This window comes from Pseudonocardia nigra (genome assembly GCF_019396355.1).
In the GTDB taxonomy this organism is placed as follows: Bacteria; Actinomycetota; Actinomycetes; order Mycobacteriales; family Pseudonocardiaceae; genus Pseudonocardia; species Pseudonocardia nigra.
Genome location: NZ_JAHKRK010000066.1, coordinates 1 through 22401, shown reverse-complemented (window position 1 = coordinate 22401; position 22401 = coordinate 1). Strand labels below are relative to the sequence as shown.

20 protein-coding genes are annotated in these 22401 nt (G+C 72.4%); 14 read left to right on the top strand and 6 right to left on the bottom strand.

Features of this window, described 5'->3' with window-relative positions; genetic code table 11:
* The first annotated feature begins 19 nt into the window (after nucleotides 1–19).
* The 9 genes from KME75_RS18170 (at nucleotide 20) to KME75_RS18130 (ending at nucleotide 10663) form a co-directional block, all read left to right on the top strand.
* The gene (locus KME75_RS18170; RefSeq protein ID WP_219416034.1) at nucleotides 20–1222 is read left to right on the top strand and encodes a glycosyltransferase; all 1203 of its coding nucleotides are present in this window, start codon (nucleotides 20–22) and stop codon (nucleotides 1220–1222) included.
* A complete protein-coding gene (locus KME75_RS18165) occupies nucleotides 1212–1496 on the top strand; it encodes an acyl carrier protein (protein ID WP_219416033.1) in 285 nt (94 codons plus the stop codon). The genes KME75_RS18170 and KME75_RS18165 overlap by 11 nt, the downstream gene beginning before the upstream one ends.
* The gene (locus tag KME75_RS18160) at nucleotides 1493–2965 is read left to right on the top strand and encodes a class I adenylate-forming enzyme family protein (RefSeq protein WP_219416032.1); all 1473 of its coding nucleotides are present in this window, start codon (nucleotides 1493–1495) and stop codon (nucleotides 2963–2965) included. The genes KME75_RS18165 and KME75_RS18160 overlap by 4 nt, the downstream gene beginning before the upstream one ends.
* A gap of 247 nt (nucleotides 2966–3212) precedes the next feature.
* Nucleotides 3213–4058 (top strand): hypothetical protein, encoded by an 846-nt coding sequence (locus KME75_RS18155; protein WP_219416031.1) that lies wholly within the window; start codon nucleotides 3213–3215, stop codon nucleotides 4056–4058.
* Between the two features lie 161 nt (nucleotides 4059–4219).
* The gene (locus KME75_RS18150; RefSeq protein ID WP_219416030.1) at nucleotides 4220–5293 is read left to right on the top strand and encodes a glycosyltransferase; all 1074 of its coding nucleotides are present in this window, start codon (nucleotides 4220–4222) and stop codon (nucleotides 5291–5293) included.
* Between the two features lie 166 nt (nucleotides 5294–5459).
* A complete protein-coding gene (locus tag KME75_RS18145) occupies nucleotides 5460–6668 on the top strand; it encodes a glycosyltransferase family 4 protein (RefSeq protein WP_219416029.1) in 1209 nt (402 codons plus the stop codon).
* Between the two features lie 17 nt (nucleotides 6669–6685).
* Nucleotides 6686–7525: a YveK family protein gene (locus tag KME75_RS18140; protein WP_219416028.1), complete on the top strand. Its 840-nt coding sequence runs from the start codon at nucleotides 6686–6688 to the stop codon at nucleotides 7523–7525.
* Entirely contained in the window at nucleotides 7522–9630 is a 2109-nt protein-coding gene (locus KME75_RS18135) for an O-antigen ligase family protein (protein WP_219416027.1), read from the top strand. Before KME75_RS18140 ends, KME75_RS18135 begins: the two co-directional genes overlap by 4 nt.
* Before the next feature lie 67 nt (nucleotides 9631–9697).
* Nucleotides 9698–10663, top strand: a complete 966-nt coding sequence (locus KME75_RS18130; protein ID WP_219416026.1) for a class I SAM-dependent methyltransferase — start codon at nucleotides 9698–9700, stop codon at nucleotides 10661–10663.
* 14 nt (nucleotides 10664–10677) lie between these two features.
* Here KME75_RS18130 and KME75_RS18125 read toward each other — a convergent pair whose 3' ends face one another.
* Both KME75_RS18125 and KME75_RS18120 read right to left on the bottom strand, forming a co-directional pair.
* The gene (locus tag KME75_RS18125) at nucleotides 10678–11883 is read right to left on the bottom strand and encodes a glycosyltransferase family 4 protein (RefSeq protein WP_219416025.1); all 1206 of its coding nucleotides are present in this window, start codon (nucleotides 11881–11883) and stop codon (nucleotides 10678–10680) included.
* Nucleotides 11880–12848 carry an NAD-dependent epimerase/dehydratase family protein gene (locus KME75_RS18120; RefSeq protein ID WP_219416024.1) on the bottom strand — a complete coding sequence of 323 codons (969 nt, stop codon included), beginning with the start codon at nucleotides 12846–12848 and terminating at the stop codon, nucleotides 11880–11882. The genes KME75_RS18125 and KME75_RS18120 overlap by 4 nt, the downstream gene beginning before the upstream one ends.
* Nucleotides 12849–12993: 145 nt before the next feature.
* Between KME75_RS18120 and KME75_RS18115 the strand changes: the two genes are divergently transcribed.
* The 5 genes from KME75_RS18115 to KME75_RS18095 are packed head-to-tail and all read left to right on the top strand — an operon-like array spanning nucleotide 12994 to nucleotide 17987.
* The gene (locus KME75_RS18115) at nucleotides 12994–13788 is read left to right on the top strand and encodes an RraA family protein (RefSeq protein ID WP_219416023.1); all 795 of its coding nucleotides are present in this window, start codon (nucleotides 12994–12996) and stop codon (nucleotides 13786–13788) included.
* Nucleotides 13789–13805: 17 nt separating this feature from the next.
* Nucleotides 13806–14930 (top strand): hypothetical protein, encoded by a 1125-nt coding sequence (locus tag KME75_RS18110; RefSeq protein WP_219416022.1) that lies wholly within the window; start codon nucleotides 13806–13808, stop codon nucleotides 14928–14930.
* Nucleotides 14927–16120 carry a carboxylate--amine ligase gene (locus KME75_RS18105; RefSeq protein WP_219416021.1) on the top strand — a complete coding sequence of 398 codons (1194 nt, stop codon included), beginning with the start codon at nucleotides 14927–14929 and terminating at the stop codon, nucleotides 16118–16120. The genes KME75_RS18110 and KME75_RS18105 overlap by 4 nt, the downstream gene beginning before the upstream one ends.
* 2 nt (nucleotides 16121–16122) lie before the next feature.
* The gene (locus KME75_RS18100) at nucleotides 16123–16977 is read left to right on the top strand and encodes an NAD(P)-dependent oxidoreductase (RefSeq protein WP_219416020.1); all 855 of its coding nucleotides are present in this window, start codon (nucleotides 16123–16125) and stop codon (nucleotides 16975–16977) included.
* Entirely contained in the window at nucleotides 16974–17987 is a 1014-nt protein-coding gene (locus tag KME75_RS18095) for a polysaccharide deacetylase family protein (RefSeq protein WP_219416019.1), read from the top strand. Before KME75_RS18100 ends, KME75_RS18095 begins: the two co-directional genes overlap by 4 nt.
* Here KME75_RS18095 and KME75_RS45980 read toward each other — a convergent pair.
* From KME75_RS45980 to KME75_RS18075, 4 genes are all read right to left on the bottom strand, one after another.
* Nucleotides 17967–19061: a GNAT family N-acetyltransferase gene (locus tag KME75_RS45980; RefSeq protein WP_219416018.1), complete on the bottom strand. Its 1095-nt coding sequence runs from the start codon at nucleotides 19059–19061 to the stop codon at nucleotides 17967–17969. The two genes, KME75_RS18095 and KME75_RS45980, sit on opposite strands and share 21 nt — an antisense overlap.
* Before the next feature lie 178 nt (nucleotides 19062–19239).
* Nucleotides 19240–19896 (bottom strand): response regulator, encoded by a 657-nt coding sequence (locus KME75_RS18085; RefSeq protein ID WP_219416017.1) that lies wholly within the window; start codon nucleotides 19894–19896, stop codon nucleotides 19240–19242.
* Nucleotides 19893–21308 (bottom strand): sensor histidine kinase, encoded by a 1416-nt coding sequence (locus KME75_RS18080; RefSeq protein ID WP_219416016.1) that lies wholly within the window; start codon nucleotides 21306–21308, stop codon nucleotides 19893–19895. The genes KME75_RS18085 and KME75_RS18080 overlap by 4 nt, the downstream gene beginning before the upstream one ends.
* A gap of 134 nt (nucleotides 21309–21442) precedes the next feature.
* Nucleotides 21443–22084, bottom strand: coding sequence for a signal peptidase I (locus KME75_RS18075; protein ID WP_219416015.1), 642 nt, complete (start codon nucleotides 22082–22084; stop codon nucleotides 21443–21445).
* Nucleotides 22085–22401 lie beyond the last annotated feature (317 nt).

Genomic DNA, 22401 nt, shown 5'->3' with positions numbered 1-22401 from the left:
CAACGAAGAAGGTGTAACCGTGACGAGCACCGACAGTGCTGCAGTGGGTTCAGAAGCAGGACGCCGCGTCCTGCGGGTCGCCCACCTGATCCACTGCCTCGGGCCCGGCGGAGCCGAGGACGTGCTCACCGATCTGGCCGTCGCGGCCCCGCACGCGGGACTCGATGTGCTCGTCGTCGGCCTGTCGCCGAGCACGGACAACGTCAATGCCCGCAGGCTGCGAGGGGCCGGCGTCCCCGTCCTCGAACTCGGTCTGCCGCGCTGGGACCCGCGGGCGGTCCCGCGCGCGGTCAGGGCCCTCCGGCAGTACGAGGTCGACGTCATCCACACTCACCTCAAGCACGCCGACCTGATCGGTGCCGCCGCCGGCCTGCGACTCGGAGTGCCGGTCGTCTCGACCCTCCATGTCATCGAGGACGCCCCCCGAACCCGCATGCAGCGGTTCAAGCGGACCGCGGGTCTCGTCGGGCGCCGCAGGTTCGCCGCCCGCACGATTGCGCTCTCCCGGTCCCAGCTGGACTGGTACACGGCATTGGCCGGAACCGATAGAGGCGTCGTCGTCCTGCCCAACGGCGTCGCCGATCCGCCTGCGGTGGAGCCCGCCGAGTCGGCCCGCGTGCGTACCGAGTGGGGCGTGCCCGCCGACGGGCTGCTGATCGCGTCGGCGTCCTTGATGCGCCCGGAGAAGGGGCACGACCTGCTGCTCGACGCCGTCGCGTCGCTCCCGACCGAACTGCCGATCGCCGTGGCACTCGCCGGGGACGGCCCGCTCCGTCCCGGGCTGGAGGAGCGGGTGGCCTGCGACCCACGGCTGCGGGACCGGGTGCGGTTCCTGGGCTACCGGGACGACGTCCCCGCCCTGCTCGCCGCGGCCGACCTCGTCCTGCACACCAGCCGGGCGGATGCGCTGCCCACCACCCTGATCCACGCCCTGTCGGTGGGTACACCGGTGATCGCGACGGACGTGGGGGGCATCCCCGACATCGTCGGCCACCGCGTGGCCGGGCTCCTGGCGCCGACCGATCCCGAGGCGATCGCCGCGGCCGTCGTCGAACTCGTCCAGGACGCCTCGCTGCGGGCGCTGCTGGGCAAGGCGGGCCGGGAACGGTTCGTGGAGCGGTTCGAAGCCACCGGGTGGGTACGGCGCTTGCGGGCGGTGTACGAGTCGGCGCTCCGTAGTGAGGTCGCGCCGAGGGGAGCGGAGGTGCAACATGTCCGGTGACCAGCGGCTGAAGGCCATCGTGGTGGACATCCTCCTGCTCGACGACGACGAGTACCGGGATGCGACCGGGCCCGACGACGTCGAGACGTGGGACAGCCTCGGGACGGTCCGCATCGTCGAGGCGGTCTCGCACACGTTCGGCTACCGGATGGACATCGAGGAGATGGTGTCCGTCCAGTCGATCGGCGACATCAAGTCGATCCTGCGCCGGCGCGGCGTGTTCGGCATGGAGTCACCCGCCCGGTCGGCCGCAGAGGGGAGACAGGAACCGTGACCAGCACCAGCATCGCCGAATCCTTTCTTCGGACCTGCCGGCGGAGTCCGGATGCGCCGTTCCTCGTCGGTGGTGACGGCCAGGTCATGACCTACGCCGAGGTCCGCGCACGGGCACGCGGGGTCGCCGCGGCGCTGGGCGCGGCCGGAGTGCGTGCGAACGACCGCGTCGTGCTCAGCATGCCGAGCGGCACGGACATGTTGTGCGACTACCTCGGCGCGCTCCTGCACGGGTGCGTCGTGGCGGTGGTCGACCACCGGGCGAGCCCGGCACACCTGCAATTCGTCCACCGAGACGTCCGGGCGTCGGCATGGCTCGCCTGGGCCGGGCATCCCGCCGCCGGTCTGCTGCCCGGTCGGCTCGAGGTGCCGCAGGCGGGGCAGGACGGTCCGCCGGCGTGGCTGGAGGGCCACACGATCGACGGTCCCGGCGACGCGCTGGTCATGTACACGAGCGGGACGACGGGCACGCCGAAGGGCGTGCGACTCACCCACGAGAACCTCCGCCACACCGCCGCGTCGATCGAGACGTGGGCCGCCGTCAGGGCGGACGAGGTGGAGTTGACGACGCTGCCGCTCTCGCACCTGTTCGGTCTCGGCCACGTGCACGTCCATTGGAGCCTCGGGGGAACCGTCGTCATCGAGCCCGGCCTCCAGGACATCCCCCGGGTGTTGCAGCGGATGGCGGAGCACCGGGTGACGAGCTTTCCCGGCACCCCGGCGGGTTTCCGCCGAATCATGGACGACCACCCCGACGAGTTCCGGGCCGCCGCAGTCACCCTGCGCTACATCGTCGTGAACTCGGCGCCCATGCCCGAGGAGGACGTCCGCCGGCTGTTGGACCTGGTTCCGCACGTCCGTTGCTACATGTACTACGGGTTGACCGAGGCCAGCCGGTCGGCGGTCATCCACTACAACGCCCATCCCGACAAGATCCGCACGGTCGGGCGGGCGGCGCCCGGGACGGAGGTGCGGGTCGGCACCCCGGAGCGGGCACTCGTGGGCGAGCCGGGCGAGATCCTCGTGCGCGGCGGGAACGTCGCCTCGTCCTACTGGGGACGCGCGGATTCGACCGAGCACGTCGCCGACGGCTGGTTCCGCACGGGCGACCTCGGGATCGTCGACGCCGACGGGTTCCTCACCTGGATCGGGCGGCTCAGCGAGCAGATCAACGTCGACGGCCTGAAGGTGGCGCCCGCCGAGGTCGAGGCCGTGCTGCGGGCCCATCCCGACGTGACCGATTGTGCTGTGGCCGGAGCACCGGATCCGCTCACGGGGCAGTGCGTGGTGGCGTTCGTCGTGCCTCGTCGTCCGGCAGAGGACAGGCTCGGTCTCGAGATCCGCAGGCACTGCCGCGGGCGGCTGGAGTCGTACAAGATCCCGCGCCGGGTGGAGTTCGTCCCCACGATCCCGAGAACCGACACGGGCAAGGTGAAGAGGCGGACGCTGGTCGGGCCAGATCGTGGATGACGCGTCGATGCGACCGGTTGCCCGGCCGAGCGGGCCCGGTGACGGGCAGCCCATCGCCGAACTGCTGGACAGGGTGCTCGGCGCTCAGCCCCGGGCTCTTCGCGAGGCCGTCTGGCGATGGCGCGACAGCGCCCCGAGTGGGTCCGGCGAACCGGGCTTCGTGGTGCTCGAACGCGATGGCCGAATCATGGGTGCGCAGGGCGTCGTACCGATACGCGTGCGCGTGGGACGGCGAACCGTCCTGGCGATGTGCACGTGCGACTACGCGGTCGACCCGGCTGCCCGGGGCCACGGCCTGCGGCTGAAGGTGGCCGCGGTCGGCCGCGCTGCGCTGTCGTTCTCGACATCCTCCAACGCGTCCGCCGGCACGGTCCTTCGCGCGCTCGGCGGCGCTTCCGTCGACGCCGCCCGGGACACCTTTGTCTTCCCGCTGCGCATCGGAGCGTTCTTGGCCGGACGCATGCCCGCCGTGCACGCCCGGGGGATCGGCGCCGTGGCCGACCGGGTCGTCGCGGCCGGACGGGCGGTCGGCGCCCGGCCGCGACGTGGCACGGAGATCCGAGGTATTTCCGAGTTCGGCCCCGAGTTCGACCGGTTGTGGGACAGGGTGGCGGCACGACATGCGGTCCAGGTCGTTCGCGATGCCGCCTACCTGCAGTGGCGCTACCGGCGATGCCCGTACGGGTCGCCGTGGGCCGCGGCCGTGGTGCGCGACGACGAGGTCCGCGGCCTCGTCGTGGTCGGGACCGCAACCTCATCGGACGTGAGCGCACGCCCGACGGCCGGGCTGCTGGAACTGTTCGACGACGGCGTGGTGCCGGGAGCCCGGCGAGCTCTCCTCGCCGCCGGCATGAGGTACGCAGCAGGTACCGGCGCGGAGGTGATGGCGGCGCGGGCGGGCGACCCGGCCCTCGCGCGGCTGCTGCGCACGGCGGGCTTCCGCGTCCGCAGGCGGGACAGCTCCCCGGTCACATACCGCGCCGGGGAGGCGGACCTCGAACCGTTCCTCGCCACGGACCACGGATGGCATCTCAGTTTCGGCGACGGCGATGCTTGGGACCGGGTCGAACTGGGCGCCGAGGTTGCCCGATGAGAGGGCCCATCCCGGTGCGCCGGACAGCGGGTCCTCGACCACGACGATCGAGCGGAGCACCTGACGTGAACCTGAAACCGCCGTCCGTTCATCGCCTTCCGGCGCGCCACCGCAGGGCCAGGTCCTCGTCGCGCCAGCTCGCGGTCGTCGTGGGTGGCCTGGTGGCCTCCACCGTGGTCGGGCACGTCCTGTACCCGGCGGTGCTGCACCTCGCCGCCCGGCGCCGGCCGTGCCGCCACGTGGAACCGGTCGTCGACCCGCCACCCGTCACCGTTCTCGTCCCGGCCTATCTCGAGGCCGGTGTCATCGGCGCCAAGGTCGCCAACGTCCTGGCGAACGGCTACCGTGGCGACCTCGAGATCCTCGTCGTCGCCGATGGCGACCCGGAGACGGCGGGCAAGGCCGAGGCGGCCGGAGCCCGCGTCCTGCTCCTGCCGGAGCGCGGGGGGAAGTCCCAGGCGCTCAACGCCGGGGTCGCCGCCGCCACGCACGACCTCGTCGTGATGAGCGACGCCAACAGCGCCCTCGTCCCCGGCGCCATCGAGCACTTGGTGGCGGCCCTGGTGCCGGAGGGCGTCGGCGCGGTCGCCGGTGAGAAGCGGGAAGGCGAAGGTGGCGAGCTCGCGTACTGGCGGTTCGAGGCGTGGCTCAAGCGGAACGAGGACCGGCTCGGCACGACATTGGGCCTGGACGGCGGGCTGTGCGCGGTGAAGCGCTCCGCGTGGGCGCCGATCCCGGCCGACATCTCCAACGACGACTTCTGGATGGCGCTGGACCTCATGGAACGCGGCCACGCGGTGGCGTACGAGCCTCGGGCCGTGGTGGAGGAGTCTTCCATCGGTTCCCTCGGCAGATCCTGGGAGCGCCGTACGCGCGTCGTGAGCGGCGGCCTGTGGGTGATGTGGCGGAAACGGCGCCTGCTGTTGCCACGCGGGCCGGTGACCGCCCAGTTGTGGGGGCACAAGCTGTGGCGCTCCACCCTCGGCCCGCTGAGCCACCTCGGCCTGATCGTGCTCGCCGTGTCGCGGGCACGCCACAGTCGGCTCGCGCGGCTGTTCCTCGGTGGTCACGCCGTGGCGGGCGCGGCGCTCGTCGCCCAGGAGAACGGACGCACGGTCCCGCTGGCCGCGCGCATCCCGGCCATGGCCGTGTACCTCCATCTGGTCGCGTTCGGAGGGATGATCCGTTGTCTGCGGGGCGACCGCGTCGTGCGGTGGGCGAAACCAGCGCGCTGACCTGGGGAGGTCGGGACGCCGCTGTGCGGTGGCGTAACGGGTGACGAGCCCCGCGCGAATCCTGGAGGACACCTCGTGCGATGAACCCGCGAGAGCTGCTCGGCGGGAGCCCGCTGCCCGTGCGCCGGTGGTCCGCGCTGGTACGTGTGTTGACGAGAACTGACTGATGGTCCGGCTCCACACCCGCCAGGGCCGCGATGGGAAGGGCGACGGCCGGATGAAGGTCCTGCAGGTGATCGACTCCTTCAGTTACGGGGGCGCCGAGCGCCTTCTCGCCACGCTGAACGGCGTGGCGGGCGAGGTCGGCCTCGAGCTGACCGCCGCCAGCATGGCGCCCTACAGCGAGGAGCGGACCGCGAGCCTGCCGCTGCTGGCCGGAGCCGGGTTGCGTCCGAGCTTCATCGGGGCCCGGAAGATGGTGCTGGACCGCCATGCGCTGCCGTTGGTGCGGAGGGCGATCGCGGCGTCCGGGTGCGACGTGGTGCACGCCCACCTCGGGACGTCGGCGTTCCTGGTGCCGATCGCGGCGCGTCAGCTCGGCGTCCCGTGCGTCAGCACCCTGCACCACGTGCCGACCCGCAGGCTCCGGGACCGGCCGCGCCGCGAGCTGCTGAAGGAGTGGCTCTGGACCCGTTCCGCCGAGCGCGGTGCAGCGCTGATCTACGTCTCGGACGCGGCACGGCGCGCTGCGGCGGAGCTCGTCGGGCCGGCGCGGCCGACCTGGCGGGTGCTGCACAACGGGATCGACCTGTCCCGGCTGCTGCCGCACGACGAAGCGGACCGTCCACCGCTGCCGGCCGATCTCCCGATCGCCGATGGCGCCCCGGTGGTCACGATCGTCGCCGCGCTGCGCCCGCTCAAGGGCCACGAGGTGGCGCTGCGGGCGTGGCCGTGGGTGCGCGCCGCGTTTCCCGACGCCGTGTTGCTCATCGTCGGCGACGGTCCTCACGCGGCCGCGCTGCGTGCCGCGGCGGGAGAAGGCGTCGTCTTCGCCGGCTCACGGGAGGACGTACCGGAGATCCTCCGCGGATCGACCCTCGCGCTGTTGCCGTCATTCACCGAGGCGCTGCCCACCGCCATGATCGAGGCCGCCGGCAGCGGTCTCGCTGCGGTGGCCACGACCGTCGGGGGCACGCCGGAGACGGTCGAGCACGGGGAGACCGGGCTGCTCGTCCCCCCCGGTGACGTGCAGGCACTCGCGGACGCGGTCATCACGCTGCTCGCCGACCCGGTTCGGCGCGGCGAGTACGGCCGTGCCGCGCGCAAGCTCGCCGAGGAGCGCTTCGACGTCCGGCGGTGGGCGCAGGAGCTGGAGAAGCTGTACCGGGAATCGGTTCGCGGTCATCGCGGCCTGAGGAAGGCGAAGAGCCGATGACGACGGTGGGAGTCGGGGTGGAGGAGAACAAGCTGAGTGGGCGAGCCTTGCTCGTCGTGGTCGTGGTCGGCATCGTGTGCGCGCTTGCCGGCGCCAGTGCCGCCTATCTGGTGTTGTCCAGCCAGGAGCCACGATTTCGCGCCGAGACACAGGTCGCCCTTCTGCCGGCTCGGAACACGCCGCCGGAGGACCTCTCCAACTACTGGGAGGCCCTCAGCCGCGGACAGGCCGCCCGCATCGCTGCCGAGGTGCTCGGTCAGCGGCGCTGGCTCGGGCCGGCAGCGCAGGCGGCAGGTGTGGCCACGGAGTCGATCCGGTTGGCGGCGGGCGCGGTCGCGGACACCACTCTGATCGACGTATCGATGGAGGCCGGATCCGCGGCGGCGGCCGAGATCGGCCTCGACACGGCCGTGCGGGAGGCCCGTCCGGTCGTGGAGGAGGTGTCCGGCCCGTTCGCGCTCGAAGTCGTTCAGTCGGCGGCCGGCAGCGCGGAGGAACTCGGCGTCGCGAGCAACCAGTTGATCGCCGTGGCCGGTGCGACCGGGTTGCTCATCGGCGGCGGTCTCGCCCTGATGGTGCTGCGCCGCCGCGCGCGGCGGCAGCTCGCCCGGCGTGTCGCGACGCCGACCCCGGATCCGCTCGAGTCCAGGGAGCGCAGCGCCCGCGCCGCGACGTCGAAGGCCGAGGATCCGCTTCCGGCGGGACGGACTGTCGGTGTCACCGACAAGATGCCTGCCGTGAACGGCCGTGCATCAGCGGCTGCGGCCAACGGCACTTCATCCGGGCATAACGGACGGCCCGTCGGTCCTCCGTCCCCGGGGCGCGACCATCCTAGCGCGCCCGACCGCCGCCCATGACGATCGGTGCCGCGACGCGGCCGGCGGCGGACAGCCCGCCCCGGCAGCGCGCCGATTCCGGTCACCGGCCGCCGCGACTGCGGTTCGCCGACTCCGGCGGCCTCATGCTCGGGCTCGGTGCGTTGGCGCTGGCCGTCGCGGCGCTGTTCGGTGCCGAGATGGCGCTGATCGTTCTCGGCACCGTGCTCGGCGGCCTGCTCGTCGTCTCGGCGTTGGTGCGGCCGGCGATCGCGCTCGTCGTCATCGTCGTCCTGGAGTTCTCCAACGCCGGCGAGGTCGTGGCCGTGCCGGGCATGTTCGCGGGCATGCTCGGCCTCGGCATGCTGTCGATCCTCGTCGCCCTGCGCTTGCCGGAGATGCGGGCGCGGCTGCGCCGGCCGCCGTGGGCTCCTGTCCTGCTCATGGCGTGTTACCTGGTCACGCTCGTTCCGTCGATCCGCTACACGCTGGCCCCCAACTCCACTGACATGTGGCTGGAGTACCTGCTCAAGGACTGCCTGCTCCTCGTGATCGTGCTGGTCCTGGCACAGCTGGTGAACCGACCCTGGTGGATCGCGGCCACCATCGTCGTCACCCTCGGGGTCATCGCGGCCCTCACGATCGTCAACCAGGTGGCTCTCGGTGCGCTCCCGTCGACGTTCGGGGGGTTCGCGACGGTCACCGAGGCACTCGGCGAGCAGATCACCACCCCGCGGCACGCCGGTCCCGTCACCGATGCCAACTTCTGGGGCCGCAACCTGATCCTTGCGCTGCCGCTGGCGTTCGCCCTGACGCACCGCTCCGCCGCCGCCGGGCGATGGCTGCCCGTCGTCGGCTGGTCCGTCATGATCGCTGTGTTGCTCGGTGGTCTCTACCTGACCCAGTCACGGGGGTCGTTGCTCTCCGCCCTCGTCGCGATCGTGGTCTGGGTCGTGGCGAGCGGTCCACGGGTGCGCAGGGCGGGCCTCCTGGCGAGCCCACTGGCCCTGCTGGTGATGCTGATCCCGGGCGTCGGCAATCGGCTGATCAACCTGAGCGAGGCGTTCGAGGACGTCCCCGCCTACGCCATCGACCCCTCGCTGGTGCAACGCAGTGCTGCGCAGGAGATCGCCGCGATCGTCTTCGCCGACAAGCCGCTGTTCGGGACCGGGCCGGGATCGTTCGCCTCGATCATCTACGAGTACTCGAGCCAGTCGGGGGACCTGTTGATCGGTCCGACCCGCGCGCAACACAACACCTACCTCGAGGTCGCGTCGGAATCCGGCGTCGTCGGACTGGTCGGCTGGATGATCTTGGTTGCCGGGATCGCCGTGCTGGCCTGCCGCTCCGTGCTCCGACTGGCAGGCGCACCCGACGACGGCCGCCTCGGAGCCCCCACCCGGACCCTGGCGGCAGGACTGCTCGCGGTCGTCGTCGGCTGGTCGACGGCGAGCCTCTTCCTGCACGTCGAGTACTTCCGGCCGGTGTTGATCGTGTTGGCCCTCGTCGGGCTGGTCGCGCATCGGACGAAGGATTCCGCGGCCCGGCACACGGCCGCGGAAGCCGAGGCGATCCGCCGGGCCACCAAGGGCCTGCTCGCCGGCGGCACGGTCGCCGTCATGGCCGTGGCAGCGGCCGGCCTGCTCGCTGCAGCGATGTTCGCGATTCTCAACGAACCGCGGTACCGGGTCGAGGCGCTGTTCACCCTGTTGCCTGCACAGGGCACCTACATCGCCTACGGGATCGACGTGCGCAATCGCGTGCCCGTGCTACCGGCCTACGCCGCGATGATCGACAGCTCGCCTGCGGCCGCCGAGGTGCGCGTCGACGCCGAGCCGGAGAAGGGGGTCCTGACCCTCACGTCGTTCGGCGCCACGCTGGAGGAGGCGGAGGCGACGCTCGCACCGGCGATCGCCGATGCCCCGGCAGCCATCGCGAGATACCGGGGCGATCTCCAGTACCGGCTCGTCCCGCTGACCCGGCCCGAGGTGACCATCGAGCCCTACTACTCGCCGCGGACGATCGGCATCACCGTCGGTGCGGTCGCCGTCGAACTGATGCTCCTCGCGCTGCTCGTCGGCCACATCCGCCGGCGCGGCCGGGCGCCGCGCGCCGGTGCGCCCGGAGCATCCGCACTCGGCAGGTAACACCGCGCAGGGCTGAATCGAGCCCTGGACCAGGATCGGAGACGTCCCTCCGGGCAGGAGAACCGTGATGTCGATCAAGACCACGATCGCCGACCGCAGCCCGCGAATGGTTCGGCGAGCCGTTCGCGAGGCCAGGGTCTGGTACACCCTCGTGCGATCGCCGAACAAGCAGTTCCTGAGGTTCGCACCGCCGGGCCACTTCTATTCGCCGATCCCCGACATCGACCTGCTGCGCAGCACGGCGTGGCGCACCGGGGACAGGTCGGTGCGGGACGTCCCTGGCGTGGATCTGAACGACGACGTGCAACTCGCGCACGTGGAACGGTTCGCCGAGACGCACGCCGAGATCCCGTTTCCCGAGCAGCCTCGCGACGGCTGCCGGTACCACCTGGACAACGAGTGGTTCAGCTACGGCGACTGCGTGGCTCTCTACTCTATGATGCGGGCCTACGAGCCCCGACGGATCGTCGAGGTCGGCTCGGGCTTCTCGTCCGCCGCGATGCTGGAGATCAACGACCGGTTCTTCGGCGGGCGGATCGGCCTCACGTTCATCGATCCCTCGCCGCAGCGGCTGCTCGGCTTGCTGCGCCAGTCCGACACACAGAGCTGCACCGTGCTTGCGCAGCCGGTCCAGGAGGTGGACCTCGAGGTCTTCGCCGCGCTCGAGGACGGGGATGTGCTGTTCATCGACTCGTCGCACCTCGCCAAGGCCGGCAGCGATGTCCTGCACCTCCTCTTCCGGGTCCTCCCGCTGCTCCGCGACGGGGTTCTCGTGCACCTCCACGACATCCCCTGGCCGTTCGAATACCCGTCCCGCTGGTTGGAGCAGGGCCGCGCCTGGAACGAGGCGTACGTCGTGCGCGCTTTTCTCCAGTACAACGCGGCGTTCGAGATCCTGTACTTCGGCTCGTACCTCGAGTACAAGCATCGCGACCCGCTGGAGCGCAGCATCCCGCTCGCGCTCCGCCGGCCGGCTGCCCGGATGACGCTGAGCAACTCGAGCCTGTGGCTGCGCAAGACGCGCGGACGGTGAGGTGATACGGCGACTCAGCCGCGGCCCTCGGCTGCGCCCTCGTGCACGGCCTTCTCGATCCCCGCCTCGACCCGCTCGGCCACGGTCGCCCACGACGCCTCGGTGGCGAGCCATCGCGCGCCCGCCGCCCCCATCTCCTGCGCCCGCACCGGGTCGGCGAGCAGCGCCGCCAGCGCCTCCGCCAGTGCTGCCCGGTCGCCGGGCGGGACCAGCAGACCCGTTCGGCCGTCGGCGACGACGTCCGGGATGTCCCCGACCGCGCTCGCGACGACCGGCCGGTCGAAGGTGTAAGCCAGGTGCGCCACGCCGCTCTGGCTCGCCCGAATGTACGGGGTGACGACGACACGGGCCCGCGAGAAGAAGCCGGGAACGTCCTCGCGAGCGACATAGCCGGGGTGCGCCTCGACGCCACCGACCTCTTCGGCCCGAACGACCAGTGCCTCGTGATCGATTCCGCTCACTCCGCCGGCGAGGACGAGCGTGGCGTCCGGCACACGCCGGCGGACCTCCGGCCACGCGTCGAGGAGCACGTCGATGCCCTTGTACGCGGTCCACGTGCCGAAGAACAGGGCCACGGGCGCGGTCCGGGCAACGGGCGTGACCTCCACTCCCATCCGCAGCGCCGACTCGTCGCCGTGCGGGATCGCGATCACCGGCCCGCGCGGCTCGAAGTTGTCGAGCAGGCGCCGGCGCGCATCCTCGGCGAGGACGAACGCCACCCCAACGCGTCGCCACGCCGCCGGGAGCACCCGGTCGAGCATCGGGCCGCGCTTGTACGCCGTGGAGTCCTCACGGCGCATCAGCCTCGGTTCGTGCGCGACGATGCCCAGCATCGTCCGGGGGACCAGTTTGCCCACGGCCAGGACCCCGAGGGAGTCGATGCTCTTCGGCCAGCTCGACCACAGGGCGACGTCCGCGCGGGCGCGGCGCAGGACCACGAGGACGACGAGCCACGCCACCACCAGTTGGCCGCCGCGAACGACGCGGCGCACCCGGCGGACCAGGCGACCGCGCGGCTCGGCGTCCAAGGGGTGCCAGGTCGGGAGGATCGGGTGCACCGTGAACCCGGGTTGCCGGGAGGCCAGCTCGGGCCGTGGGCCGGTGAACAGGTGCACCTCGTGACCCCGCCGGGCGAGCTCCTCACCGAGCTGAGCGGTGAACTGGAAGAGGCCGCCGGAGGGGGTGAACTCGACGAAGGCGATCTTTCGGCGGCCGCTCATGCGGTGCGCTCCGCAGGCGGGAGCGTGCGGACCCAGCCGAGCGTGCGCCGCAGGCCGTCGGCGAGCGGGGTTGGCTCGCCGAGCCCGAGATCCTCGCGAGCACGGCGCACGTCGAGGCAGCTGCGCAGGACCTCGCCGGGGCGCGCCGGACGGAGCTCCGGTGCGAAGGACTCCCGGCCGACCCCGGCCGCGTCAGCGATCGCCCCGGCCAGGGTCAGCACGTCGACCTCGGTGCCGGTGCCGACGTTGTACACCTCGTGCGCCGGCGCGTCCGCTTCCGCGGCGGCCAGGTTGGCCGCCACGATGTCGCCGACGAACACGTAGTCGCGGGTCTGCTTCCCGTCCCCGAACACGACAGGCCGCTGCCCGGACAGCACCCGGTCACAGAAGATCGCGATGACGCCCGCGTCGCCCCGCGGGTCCTGGCGGGGACCGTAGACGTTCCCGTAGCGCAGCGTCAGGACCTCCAGGCCGTGGCTGCGCCGGAACCACGACCCGTACTCCTCGGCGGTCCGCTTGCCGAGCCCGTAGGCCGAGAGCGGGTTCGCCGGAACTGTCTCCGGCGTGGGCACGACATCGGTCTCGCCGTAGATCGCACCCCCGGTGGACGTGTTGACGACGCGGCGGACGCCCACCTCGAGCGCCGCCGCGAGGACGTTGAGCGTGCCCAGCACGTTGATGCCCGCGTCGAGCGCGGGCTCGACCATGGACTTGCGCACGTCGATCTGCGCCGCCAGGTGGAACACCGTGTCGGGCCGGAACGCCGAGAACGCGCGCCGCAGGCTCGTCGCGTCCCGGATGTCGATCTCGGCGAGCTCGGCACCGGAGCCGAGCGCGTCGCGGAGATTGTCGGCTCGGCCGTGGGAGAGGTCGTCCACCGCGAGCACCGGTGCCCCAGAGGAGGTCAGCGCGTCGACGACGGAGGACCCGATGAAACCGGCACCGCCGGTCACGAGGGCTCGCACGGCGAGCAGAGTAGCCCAGTCCGGAGGCCGCACCGCGAATGTCGCTGCCTGTTAACGGACCCGGGTTGCCCGCCGAGTCACCTCCGGGTGAGCGCTCCTGCCCGCTCGCGCGACCAGCACAGATCGGTACCTCTGGGAGGTCCACATGCGCGCTTTCAACGAGGCGGACCAGTCCGTCGGCTCCCGTCGTCCGCGGTCGGCCGACATCCATCCCGGTCCTGGCTTCCGGGTCCGCACTTCGGTGCCGCGGCTCCCCCCGGAGGTCGTCCTCGGGTTCGCGGAGTTCGCCACCCCGGAGATCTCCGACCTGCTCAACCGGCTGTACGCGCTCGACTCGGGGATCGTGCGGATGTCGGGCCCGGACCGTCCCCTGTCCGGTGTGGCCTGCACGGTGCGGGTCTACCCGGGGGACAACCTGATGGTGCACAAGTCGCTGGACGTGGCCGCTCCCGGCGACGTCGTGGTGGTCGCGGCGAGCGGGACGCTGTCGAACGCCGTGCTCGGCGACATCATCTCGACGAAGGCCCGCCACCGTGGTATCGGCGGGTTCGTCGTCGACGGCCTGGTCCGTGACCTGCCGAGCATCCAGGCCCTCGACTTCCCCGTCTACGCCCGCGGCACCACGCCGATCGGCCCGCTCCATCGCGGCCCCGGTGAGATCAACTACCCGGTCGCGTGCGGAGGCGTGGTCGTCAACCCCGGCGATGTCGTCGTCGCCGACGGTGCGGGCGTCGTCATCGTCCCCCAGCAGATCGCCGTGGACCTGCTCCAGCGGCTGCGTGCGCACGCCGAGGGCCTCGCGGTCTACCTCGCGGCCGTCCAGCGGGGCGAGTTCGACAACTCGTGGGTGGACACGCATCTGCACGGCTGCGAGGTCGATCCGGCCGACGAGCTCCGCGTTCCGTCGGCTACCTCGACCGCCGTCGGGGCGGTTCGCTGACCGTGATTTCCGCACCGATGCGGCCGGCCGTCGCCGCCGAGATCGTGTCCGGGATCGTCCGCGCCCGGAGGTCCGCGGCGCGGCGGGCGCGAGCGAACCACGCGGCGTACTACCGCTCGATCTGGACGGCGGCGGCCGGACGTGTCGGTGTTGCCGTCACCGATCTCGGCGGCGGCGCGATCGAGCTCGCCCTGCCGGCGCTCACCCTCCGGGTCCGCGGCACGCACGTCCGGCTGGACGGCCCCGAAGTCCTACGCCGGGCAGGCGACAAGGCACATGTCAGCGAGTTGCTCGCGGCTGCGGGGCTGCCGGTACCGCCGCACCGCGTGGTATCTCCTGCCCGCCTCGACGAGGCGGCCGCCTTCCTCGCCGCGGCACCGGACGCGTGCGTCGTCAAGCCTGCTCGGGACACGGCGGCGGGTCGCGGGGTGACCACCGGGGTACGCACGCCACGGGACCTGCGGCGGGCGGCGGTCGCCGCTGCTGCCGCGGCCGCCCGCGCGTCCGCCCTCGACGGCGATCCGGTGCGGCGGGCGGTGCGGATGGCCCATGGGCTCGACCGCATGCCGCTGTTGATCGAGCACCAGATCCCCGGCGCGAACTACCGGTTGTTGTTCCTGGACGGCGTGCTGATCGACGCGATCCGCCGGGACGCGCCCGTCGCCGTGGGCGACGGGCGGCGGAGCGTCGGCGAGCTGCTCGACGCGCTCAACGCCGCGCGACTCCGGTCCGGCGGGGGGCACGCACAGGTGGTGGTGAACCGTGACCTCGACCTCGAGCGCACGCTCGCGGACCAAGGACTGACGGTCGGCGCCGTTCCCGCCGCCGGTCGGGCCGTCCGGCTCAAGACGACCATCAACGACAACGCACCGGACTCGAACCGGCCGGCTCTCGGGCTGTTGTGTGCCGACCTTGTCGACCAGGCCCGCGCGGCGGCAGCGGCGGTGGGTGCGCGGCTGGCCGGTGTCGACGTGATCACTACCAACCCCGGCGTTTCCCTCGCTGAGTCCGGCGGGTGCCTGCTGGAGGTCAACACCACTCCGGGGCTGGCGATGCACTACCACGGCCACGACGGCGGCACGGACGTGGCCACCGACATCCTGCGGCAGCTTGCCGCACAGCCACGAGTGGAGACGGCGTGATGCGCGCGGACCTTCCTCCCGTCATCGTCCTCGGCGGGGAGTCGAACGCGCTGTCCATCGCGCGCCGCCTCGGCACGATGGGCGTGCGGGTGTACGGCATCGGGGTCGCACCGTTCGTCGAGCAGTCGCGCCACCTCCGGCCGATCCCGCTGCCGCCCGGCCTGCGCACGGCCGACCAGGAGTCGGCCTGGCCGGAACTGTTGCTCGGCCGGGCGACCGACCACTTGCAGGGGGCGGTCGTCCTCGCCGCGAGTGACGCCGGCATCAGCGTGCTCGCCCGCAACCGGGCCCGGCTGCTCGACCGCTTCCTCCTCGACGTCAGCGACACCTCGGTGCAGCTGGACATGCTCGACAAGCTGGCGACCTACCGGAGTGCGGTCGAGGCGGGGGTGCCGACGCCGCGGTTCTGGCGGATCGACGGCCCCGAGGACCTCGATCGGTACCGGGACGAGCTGGTGTTCCCGCTCATCGTCAAGCCACTGCATTCGCACACCTACCAGGCCGCGTTCCCCGGGCTGAGCAAGTTCCGCGTCGCGGAGGACATCGACCGACTCATGGCCGAGCACGGCGAGCTCACCGAAGCAGGCCTCGCGGTGATGCTCGTGGAGAAGATCGAGGGGCCGGACGACCTGCTCTGCAGCTACTACACCTACATCGATGACACCGGGGCGAGCACGTTCGACTTCACCAAGCGGATCGTTCGTCGCCACCCCCCGAACATGGGCATCGCGACCTACCACGTCACCGACTGGAACCCGGAGGTCCGCGATGTCGCCCTCCGGCTGTTCAAGCACGTCGGGCTGCGGGGTGTGGCCAACGCGGAGTTCAAGCGGGACCGGCGGGACGGTGTACTCAAGCTGATCGAGTGCAACGCCCGGTTCACGGCGGCGAACTGCCTGCTCGCCGCGGCCGGGATCGATCTCGCCCGGCACGTGTACCATCAGGTGATCGGCAGGTCCTACCCGCTGCCGAGCCAGTACCGCACCGGGCTGCGCCTCCTGTACCCGACGAACGACCTGCGCGCCTTCCGGATGCTGCGCGGTGCGGGCGAGCTGAGCGCGGGCGAGTGGCTGCGGAGCCTCGCCCACCCGCAGACCTTCCCGTACATGGACCTGCGGGACCCGAAGCCCGCGGTCGTGCGCGGGCTCCACCGGGTGCGCCGGGCCGCCGCACAGGTCAGGGGAGGTTGATCGTGGGACCGACGATCGGTGTCCTGCATCCCGGTCAGATGGGAGCCGCCATCGCCGCGCAGGCGGTGCTGACGGGCAACCGGGTGCTGTGGCTGCCGGCCGGGCGCAGCCCGGCGACCCATGACCGTGCGCTGGAGGCGGGCCTGGTACCGGTGCCGACCCTTGCGGAACTGCTCGCGGAGTCCGCGGTGGTGCTGTCGCTCTGCCCGCCCGCCGCCGCAGACGACGTCGCGCGTCAGGTCGCCGCCGTCGGCTTCCGGGGAGTGTTCGTCGAAGCCAACGCGGTGAACCCCGCCCGGGTCACGGTGCTCGCCGACGAGCTGGAAGCCCGCGGCACCGTCGTGGTGGACGGCTCGGTGATCGGCCCGCCGCCGTCGGCGTCGAGCGGCGCACGTCTGTATCTCGCGGGTGCGCCCGAACCGGTCGGGACGGTCGCGGCGCTCTTCGCCGGCACGGCGGTGGCGGCCACCGCTCTGGACGGCGACGTCGGCGCAGCGAGCGCATTGAAGATGGCCTTCGCGAGCTACCAGAAGGCGACCAGGACGCTGGCGGCGGTCGCCCACGCGCTCGCCGCCCGGCACGGCGTGACCGGGCCGTTGCTCGCCGAGGCGCGCGCGATGGCCGGGCTACCGCTCGCCGAGCTCGACTACCTCCCGTCCGTCGCGGCACGGGCGTGGCGCTGGGGGCCGGAGTTGCGGGAGGTGGGCGACAGCCTGGCAGCCGAGGGCCTGCCGACCGAATTGGCGATCGGAACCGCCGAGGTGCTCGCGCGGTGGGAGGGGCAGCGCGACCGCTGGGACGTCTCCGTCGCGGATGTGCTCGCCGAGTTGGCCGCGTTCACGGGCGCCGCCTCGTGACGCACCAGGTGTCCCGAACCGAGCGGCTCGCGCGGCTGCTCACGCGCAGCGGTTTGGACCGGCTCGCCCGGATGAGCTGGCGTGGCCTGCTCATCCTCAACTACCACCGGATCGGTGTGCCGGGCGAACTCGACGACCCGGATCTCTTCAGCGCCACCCCGGAGGACTTCGAGGCACAGGTTCGCCTGCTGGCCGACCGGTTCGAGATCGTGCCCGCCGGCACGGCCGATCTGGACGCGGAGACACCCGCCCGCCGGATCGCCATCACCGTCGACGACGGCTACCGGGACATGACGGTGGCCGCGGAGATCCTGAGCGCACACGGCGTCCCGGGATCCTTCTTCATCTGTACCGGTTTCATCGACGAGCCCCACCACGCGTGGTGGGACGAAATCGCTTGGCTCACCGCGCAGCCGATCGCACGGGACCTCCCGGCGTCGGAGTGGCTTCCGCACGGGTTGCCGGTACACGGCCGGGGCCCCGCCGAGGTGCGACGAGCCCTCACCGCTGCCTACAAGCAACGGGCGGGCGAGCGGGGTGAGGACTTCCTGGACTGGTTGGCCCGATGCGTCGGCCGGGCCCGGCCCGACGCGGAGCGGGCGACGGAACAGTGGCTCACGTGGGAGGCGGTGCGCTCGCTCGAGCGGGCCGGGATGGAGATCGGCGGACACTCCGTGACGCATCCGGTCCTGGCGAACCTGAACCCGCAACAGCAGCACCGGGAGATCGGTGAGTCGGTACGGCGGCTGCGGGACGAGCTGGCCGGCCCGGTCGACACGTTCGCCTACCCCGTCGGGTCCCGGGCCGCATTCGACCGCCACACCAAGGACGCCTTGGCCGATCTCGGGATCCGGCGTGCCTTCAGCTTCTGCGGGGGCGTGAACCGCGCCCGGCGCAGCGAGCGGTACGACGTTCGCCGCGCCGGCGTGTTCCGCGATCACAGTCCGGCCGTCGTCGGCGCCATTGCGGCCGTGCCCGGTGTGCTCGCGTCACCGCGGCAATACGCCTGACCTCGCCTCCCGCCCCGCGCCGGCGATCTCGCGGACGCGGCGTGCGCCGCGCACCAGCACAGCCTCGAGGTCGGGGTGGCGCTTGACCAGCGGGCGCACGTGGTGGCGGGGCGCGGTGGCGAGCCGATGGGCCAGCCCGGGAACCGACCGCCGGAAGAGCCTGCTCCGAGCGAGCCGCAGATCGAAGCTCTTGAGCGCGTCCTTGTACCCGTGCTCGCCCCGACCGAGGTCGAAGGTCGTCACACCCAGTTCGGCGGCCGACTCCGCCATGAGGAAGTGCAGGAGCAGGCCGGGGGAGTACTTCGCCAGCCGCGGGTTGTAGGTCGGGAACCAGCTGCAGATGACCGTTCGGGAACGCAGACCGAAGTGGGCCGCGGCCACCTCGTCACCCGCGTAGAGCACCGAGAGCGTTCCGGTGCAACCCGGCGTGCGAACGGCCAGCAGATCCTCGAGGAGCGCGACGGTACGTGGGTCGGCGAACCGGTCCCACTCCGACATCGCGGAGTACTGGGCCGACTTCCACCGCATCACGGTGTGGAGCGCGTTCACGTTCGTCGACTCGAAGTCGAACCGCAGATCGCCGACCTCGCGCTCCAGCTTTCGCCGCTTGCGCTCCATCGTCGGCACGAGGCTCTTGGACACGGCCCGCCGCTCGGCCAGGTAGCCCCGGAACCCGTTCCGCAGGTCGATCACCGGTGATCCGTACTCGACGACGTGGGCCGACCCGTCCGGTAGCCGTTGGGCCGGGTAGTTCTCGAACTTCAGCGAGTGCAGCCCGGCCGCGGCGAGCAAGGCCTGCGGCCGCCACTCGACGCCGGGGCGCGCCACCAGGCACTGCTGGTCGGCAATGCCCGCAGCGATGGGCGACCCCGCACCCAGGTTGTTGCGCTCGAAGGCGAGAAAGCCCGCCTCCACGCCGTCGTCGATGAGAACGGCGACCCGCGCTTGCTGGTGGACCCGGCCGACCGCGAGGGCGAACCCCGGCGACAGGAAGGGGTTTCCGTACTCCGGAGCGCCGTCCTGCATCCGCTCCCAGGCCGAGACCTGCGCCGGAGTCAGATCCCCGGGCCTCACGATCAGCACACTCACCGGCGATGAACCCTCTCGGCCCGGACGACGCCATCTCCGATCAAGGAGCGGCGGTCGGGGAAACTAGCGTCAGCGCGGACGGTCGGCAACAACGGGCCTCGGCACGCGCTGCTCGTTCACCCCGGGGCTGTGCACTTCGCACATTCGGGTGTCGACCCAGCCGTCACCGCGTTCCACCGGCCCGTCGGCGCGCAAAAGCCGCGATCTCCAGCTGCGAGCCGACCCCGAGTTTGCCGAGGATCGACTTGATCTGCGTGCGCACCGTCGCCACCGAGACCACGAACTCCTCGGCGATCGCGGCGGGCCGTCGCCCGGCGGCGATGCGGTCGACGATCTGGCGTTCGCGCGGCGTGAGCCGCTGCCAGCGGTCCTCCCGCTGCCGGACGTCCTGCTCGGCGGCGGCCGCGACGGCGTGCAGCCGCCGTCGTTCGGCCTCCGTGAGCAGGGACCGGCCCTCGGCGGCGCGCACCGCGGTGTCGACGAGCTCGTCGAACGGTGCCGTCTTGCGCACCCGGCCCACCGCCCCGCCCGCGATGGCCACGGCGACGCGCGTCTCGTCGGTCGCGCCCGTGACCAGCAGGACCCTCCAACCGGCCCGCCGCAGCCGCGGCACCAGGTCGGCGCCGTCCGTCTCGGTGCCGAGATCGAGGTCGAGCAGGACGAGGCTGCCGGGCGGCGCGGGTTCCGCGAGGCGCTCCCGCAGCTGGTCGGGGGCCACTGCGGCCGCGGTGAGGCCGCGGGAACGCAACGCCATCGCGAGTGCGTTCGAGACCAGCACGTGGTCGTCCACGATCAGTACGATCGGCCGCTGCGCGATCATGCGCTGGCGCACTCCACCGCGCGGCGGGCCGATGGCAGATCGATCGCGGCCACGCAGCCGAGACCGCGGGACGCGAGGGTGAACGTGCCGCCGTGGCGCCCGACCAGATCCGCACTGATGGCCAGGCCGAGGCCCGACCCGTCGGAGTCCGGCCCCCGTGCTCCGCGATGCAGCAGTGTTTCCTCGGCGCCCGGCGGGAGGCCCGGGCCGTCGTCGGTGACCTCGATGCGCACCTGACCGGCCCGCTCCCGCGCGCGCAGTCGCACGCTCGCCCCGGGTGCGTGCCGAGCGCAGTTCGTGAGCAGGTTCGTCACCACCTGCGCGAGCTCGCCCCGGTCCATGGTGACGTGCGGGTCGCCGGCCACGTTCACGTGCACCTCGGCACCGGTCGCGCGGTGCACGGCGCCCAACTCGCGCAGCAGCGGACCGACGGCGACCTCACCCGTCGGCGCGGTCGCCCCGTCCAGCATGCGGCGCAGCCGCTCGATCTCCGCCCCGGCCGCCACCAGCAGCAGCCTGCCGTCCGGTGAGGCCGCGGCGTCGGCCCCGGCGAGCACGCTCGCGGCCCCGGACAACCCGGCCACCAGGTTGCGCATCTCGTGGTCCCGCTCGGCGGCCGACGCCATCGCGGCCTCGGCCGCGGCGAGCCGGGACCGAGTGGCTTCCTGCTGGCGCCACACGCCGCGCCACGCGGCGGCGAAGAACAGCACGGCGGCGACGAGGAGCATCCCGGCCGCCGCGAGGTCGAGTGCGCGCGCGAGCGGGCCTGCACCGGTGGCGACGGCCGGGGCGTGTGCCATCGCGAGCGTGCCGAACGCGAGGCCGACCCGCCGCGGCAGTCCGCGGTTCTCCCGCGCACCAACGCCGAATAGCAGCACGCCGACGACGGCCGTGGCCGACCACGCGGCAGCCTCCAACGCCGCGAACACCGCCGGCAGCCGCCCGCGTGACAGGGCCGCCGACAGCACCACGGCGCCGAGACCGAGCGCCACGGTTCCCGTCACCGCGACGGCGGCGATCCGGTCGGCGCGCCCCGCCGGTCTGCGCAGCGCGAGCAGGAGCATCCCGACCGCGCCGAGGGCCGTGACGGCGCTCGTCGGCCCCACCAATGCAGGGGCGGCCTCCAAGGCGACGGCGCGCAGGAGGAGCGCCGCCCCGGTGTAGAGGGCGACGGCGGCCGCGATCCGGCGTGCGCGCCGGTTCCCGCTCATCCAGGCCGCGACGGCGAGCAGGATCGACGCGGCGACGCCCGCCGTGAACGTCAGGACGCCGATCGCGCGCGCGACCATGATGTGCCCGCCGTCGAGCCGCACGACGATCGACCAGGCGGCCGCGACCAGGGCGGCCTGCAGGAGGAGGTCGACGGCGACGGGGAGGCGCGGCCGCCGACGACCACGGAACGTGTTGCGCAAACTTGCTTACCCCTCGGACTTCCGGGGACGGCCGCGTCTGCTCAGGGGCGCGGCCGGGTGCTGGGGAGCTCCGCCGGGGTCGTCGCGCGCCTTCCGGGAGCCGTTACCCTCCGGCACAGGTCGGCGCCGAACGGTCACCGCCGCCGCCTGCTGATCACCGCGCCGTTCGACGCATGCGAGCTACCGCTCACCTGGCGCCGCGGCGGGGGCGGTGAGCCCGCGGTCCGGGGGAGCAGCAGGTTCGCGGCGCCCACGAGCAGCAGCAGGCCGACGGCGAAGAAACCGCCGGCGGGACTCACGAGACGGTCGCGGATCAGGCCGACCCACGGTACGACGTACGACTGCACGCCGCGGACGTCGGCGGCCTGGACGAGGCCGGAATCGGGTGCGTCGTTCGCATCGCCCTGGGTGCGGAAGGCCGGTCCGGGCTCAATTCCGATGACACGGTGGGTCACGATCCTGGTCGCACCGGAATCCGCGTCGCGGTCGGTGAAGGTGATGACGTCGCCCACGGCGATCTCCGCGGCGGGCCGGGGGCGCACGACGACCGTGGACCCCACCGGCAGCGCGGGCTCCATGCTTCCCGAGAGCACGGTCAACGCTGCGGCGCCCGACAGCGCCGGGACCACGGCGACGGCGACCGCGACCGCGACGACCGCGACGAGCAGGAGCCCGGCCACCCAACGGCCGAGGCGGCGCACCGCGTGCGGGCGCGGTGGGGCCTGCGGTGCGGGTGACACGGCAGGCAGCCGCACGGTGGGCGGGTCGAGCGACATGCTTCCTCCTCGGGCCGGGCACGCAGCCGCTCAGCATGGCGATTCCGGAGCCGTTCGTCGTACCCCGGATGAGGTATGTGGGGAACCGGCCGAATACCCACGATGAGGTATGTGGGCGGCGGCCGTCGGGGGCAGGCTTTCGGCAACGCGATCGCCGATTTCGTGATCGCCGGAACTCCCCGCGAATCCCTGAGGCCTATTCAGCCGCCAAGTAGAAGTGCAGTCCGATAACCGCCGAGATCGTCGTGTCGAACGTCGCCAGCGGCCGCCGGTAGTCGGTGTGCATGATGCGCCAGGTCTTAAAGTTTGCGATCACC

Bases quoted from the DNA above. Each gene is read 5' to 3' on its own strand.
- KME75_RS18130 (WP_219416026.1), top strand. From the start codon at position 9,698: ATGTCGATCAAGACCACGATCGCCGACCGCAGCCCGCGAATGGTTCGG.
- KME75_RS18135 (WP_219416027.1), top strand. From the start codon at position 7,522: ATGACGATCGGTGCCGCGACGCGGCCGGCGGCGGACAGCCCGCCCCGG.
- KME75_RS18155 (WP_219416031.1), top strand. From the start codon at position 3,213: ATGTGCACGTGCGACTACGCGGTCGACCCGGCTGCCCGGGGCCACGGC.
- KME75_RS18085 (WP_219416017.1), bottom strand. From the start codon at position 19,896: ATGATCGCGCAGCGGCCGATCGTACTGATCGTGGACGACCACGTGCTG.
- KME75_RS18110 (WP_219416022.1), top strand. From the start codon at position 13,806: ATGCGGCCGGCCGTCGCCGCCGAGATCGTGTCCGGGATCGTCCGCGCC.
- KME75_RS18125 (WP_219416025.1), bottom strand. From the start codon at position 11,883: ATGAGCGGCCGCCGAAAGATCGCCTTCGTCGAGTTCACCCCCTCCGGC.
- KME75_RS18075 (WP_219416015.1), bottom strand. From the start codon at position 22,084: ATGTCGCTCGACCCGCCCACCGTGCGGCTGCCTGCCGTGTCACCCGCA.
- KME75_RS18115 (WP_219416023.1), top strand. From the start codon at position 12,994: ATGCGCGCTTTCAACGAGGCGGACCAGTCCGTCGGCTCCCGTCGTCCG.
- KME75_RS18165 (WP_219416033.1), top strand. From the start codon at position 1,212: ATGTCCGGTGACCAGCGGCTGAAGGCCATCGTGGTGGACATCCTCCTG.
- KME75_RS18145 (WP_219416029.1), top strand. From the start codon at position 5,460: ATGGTCCGGCTCCACACCCGCCAGGGCCGCGATGGGAAGGGCGACGGC.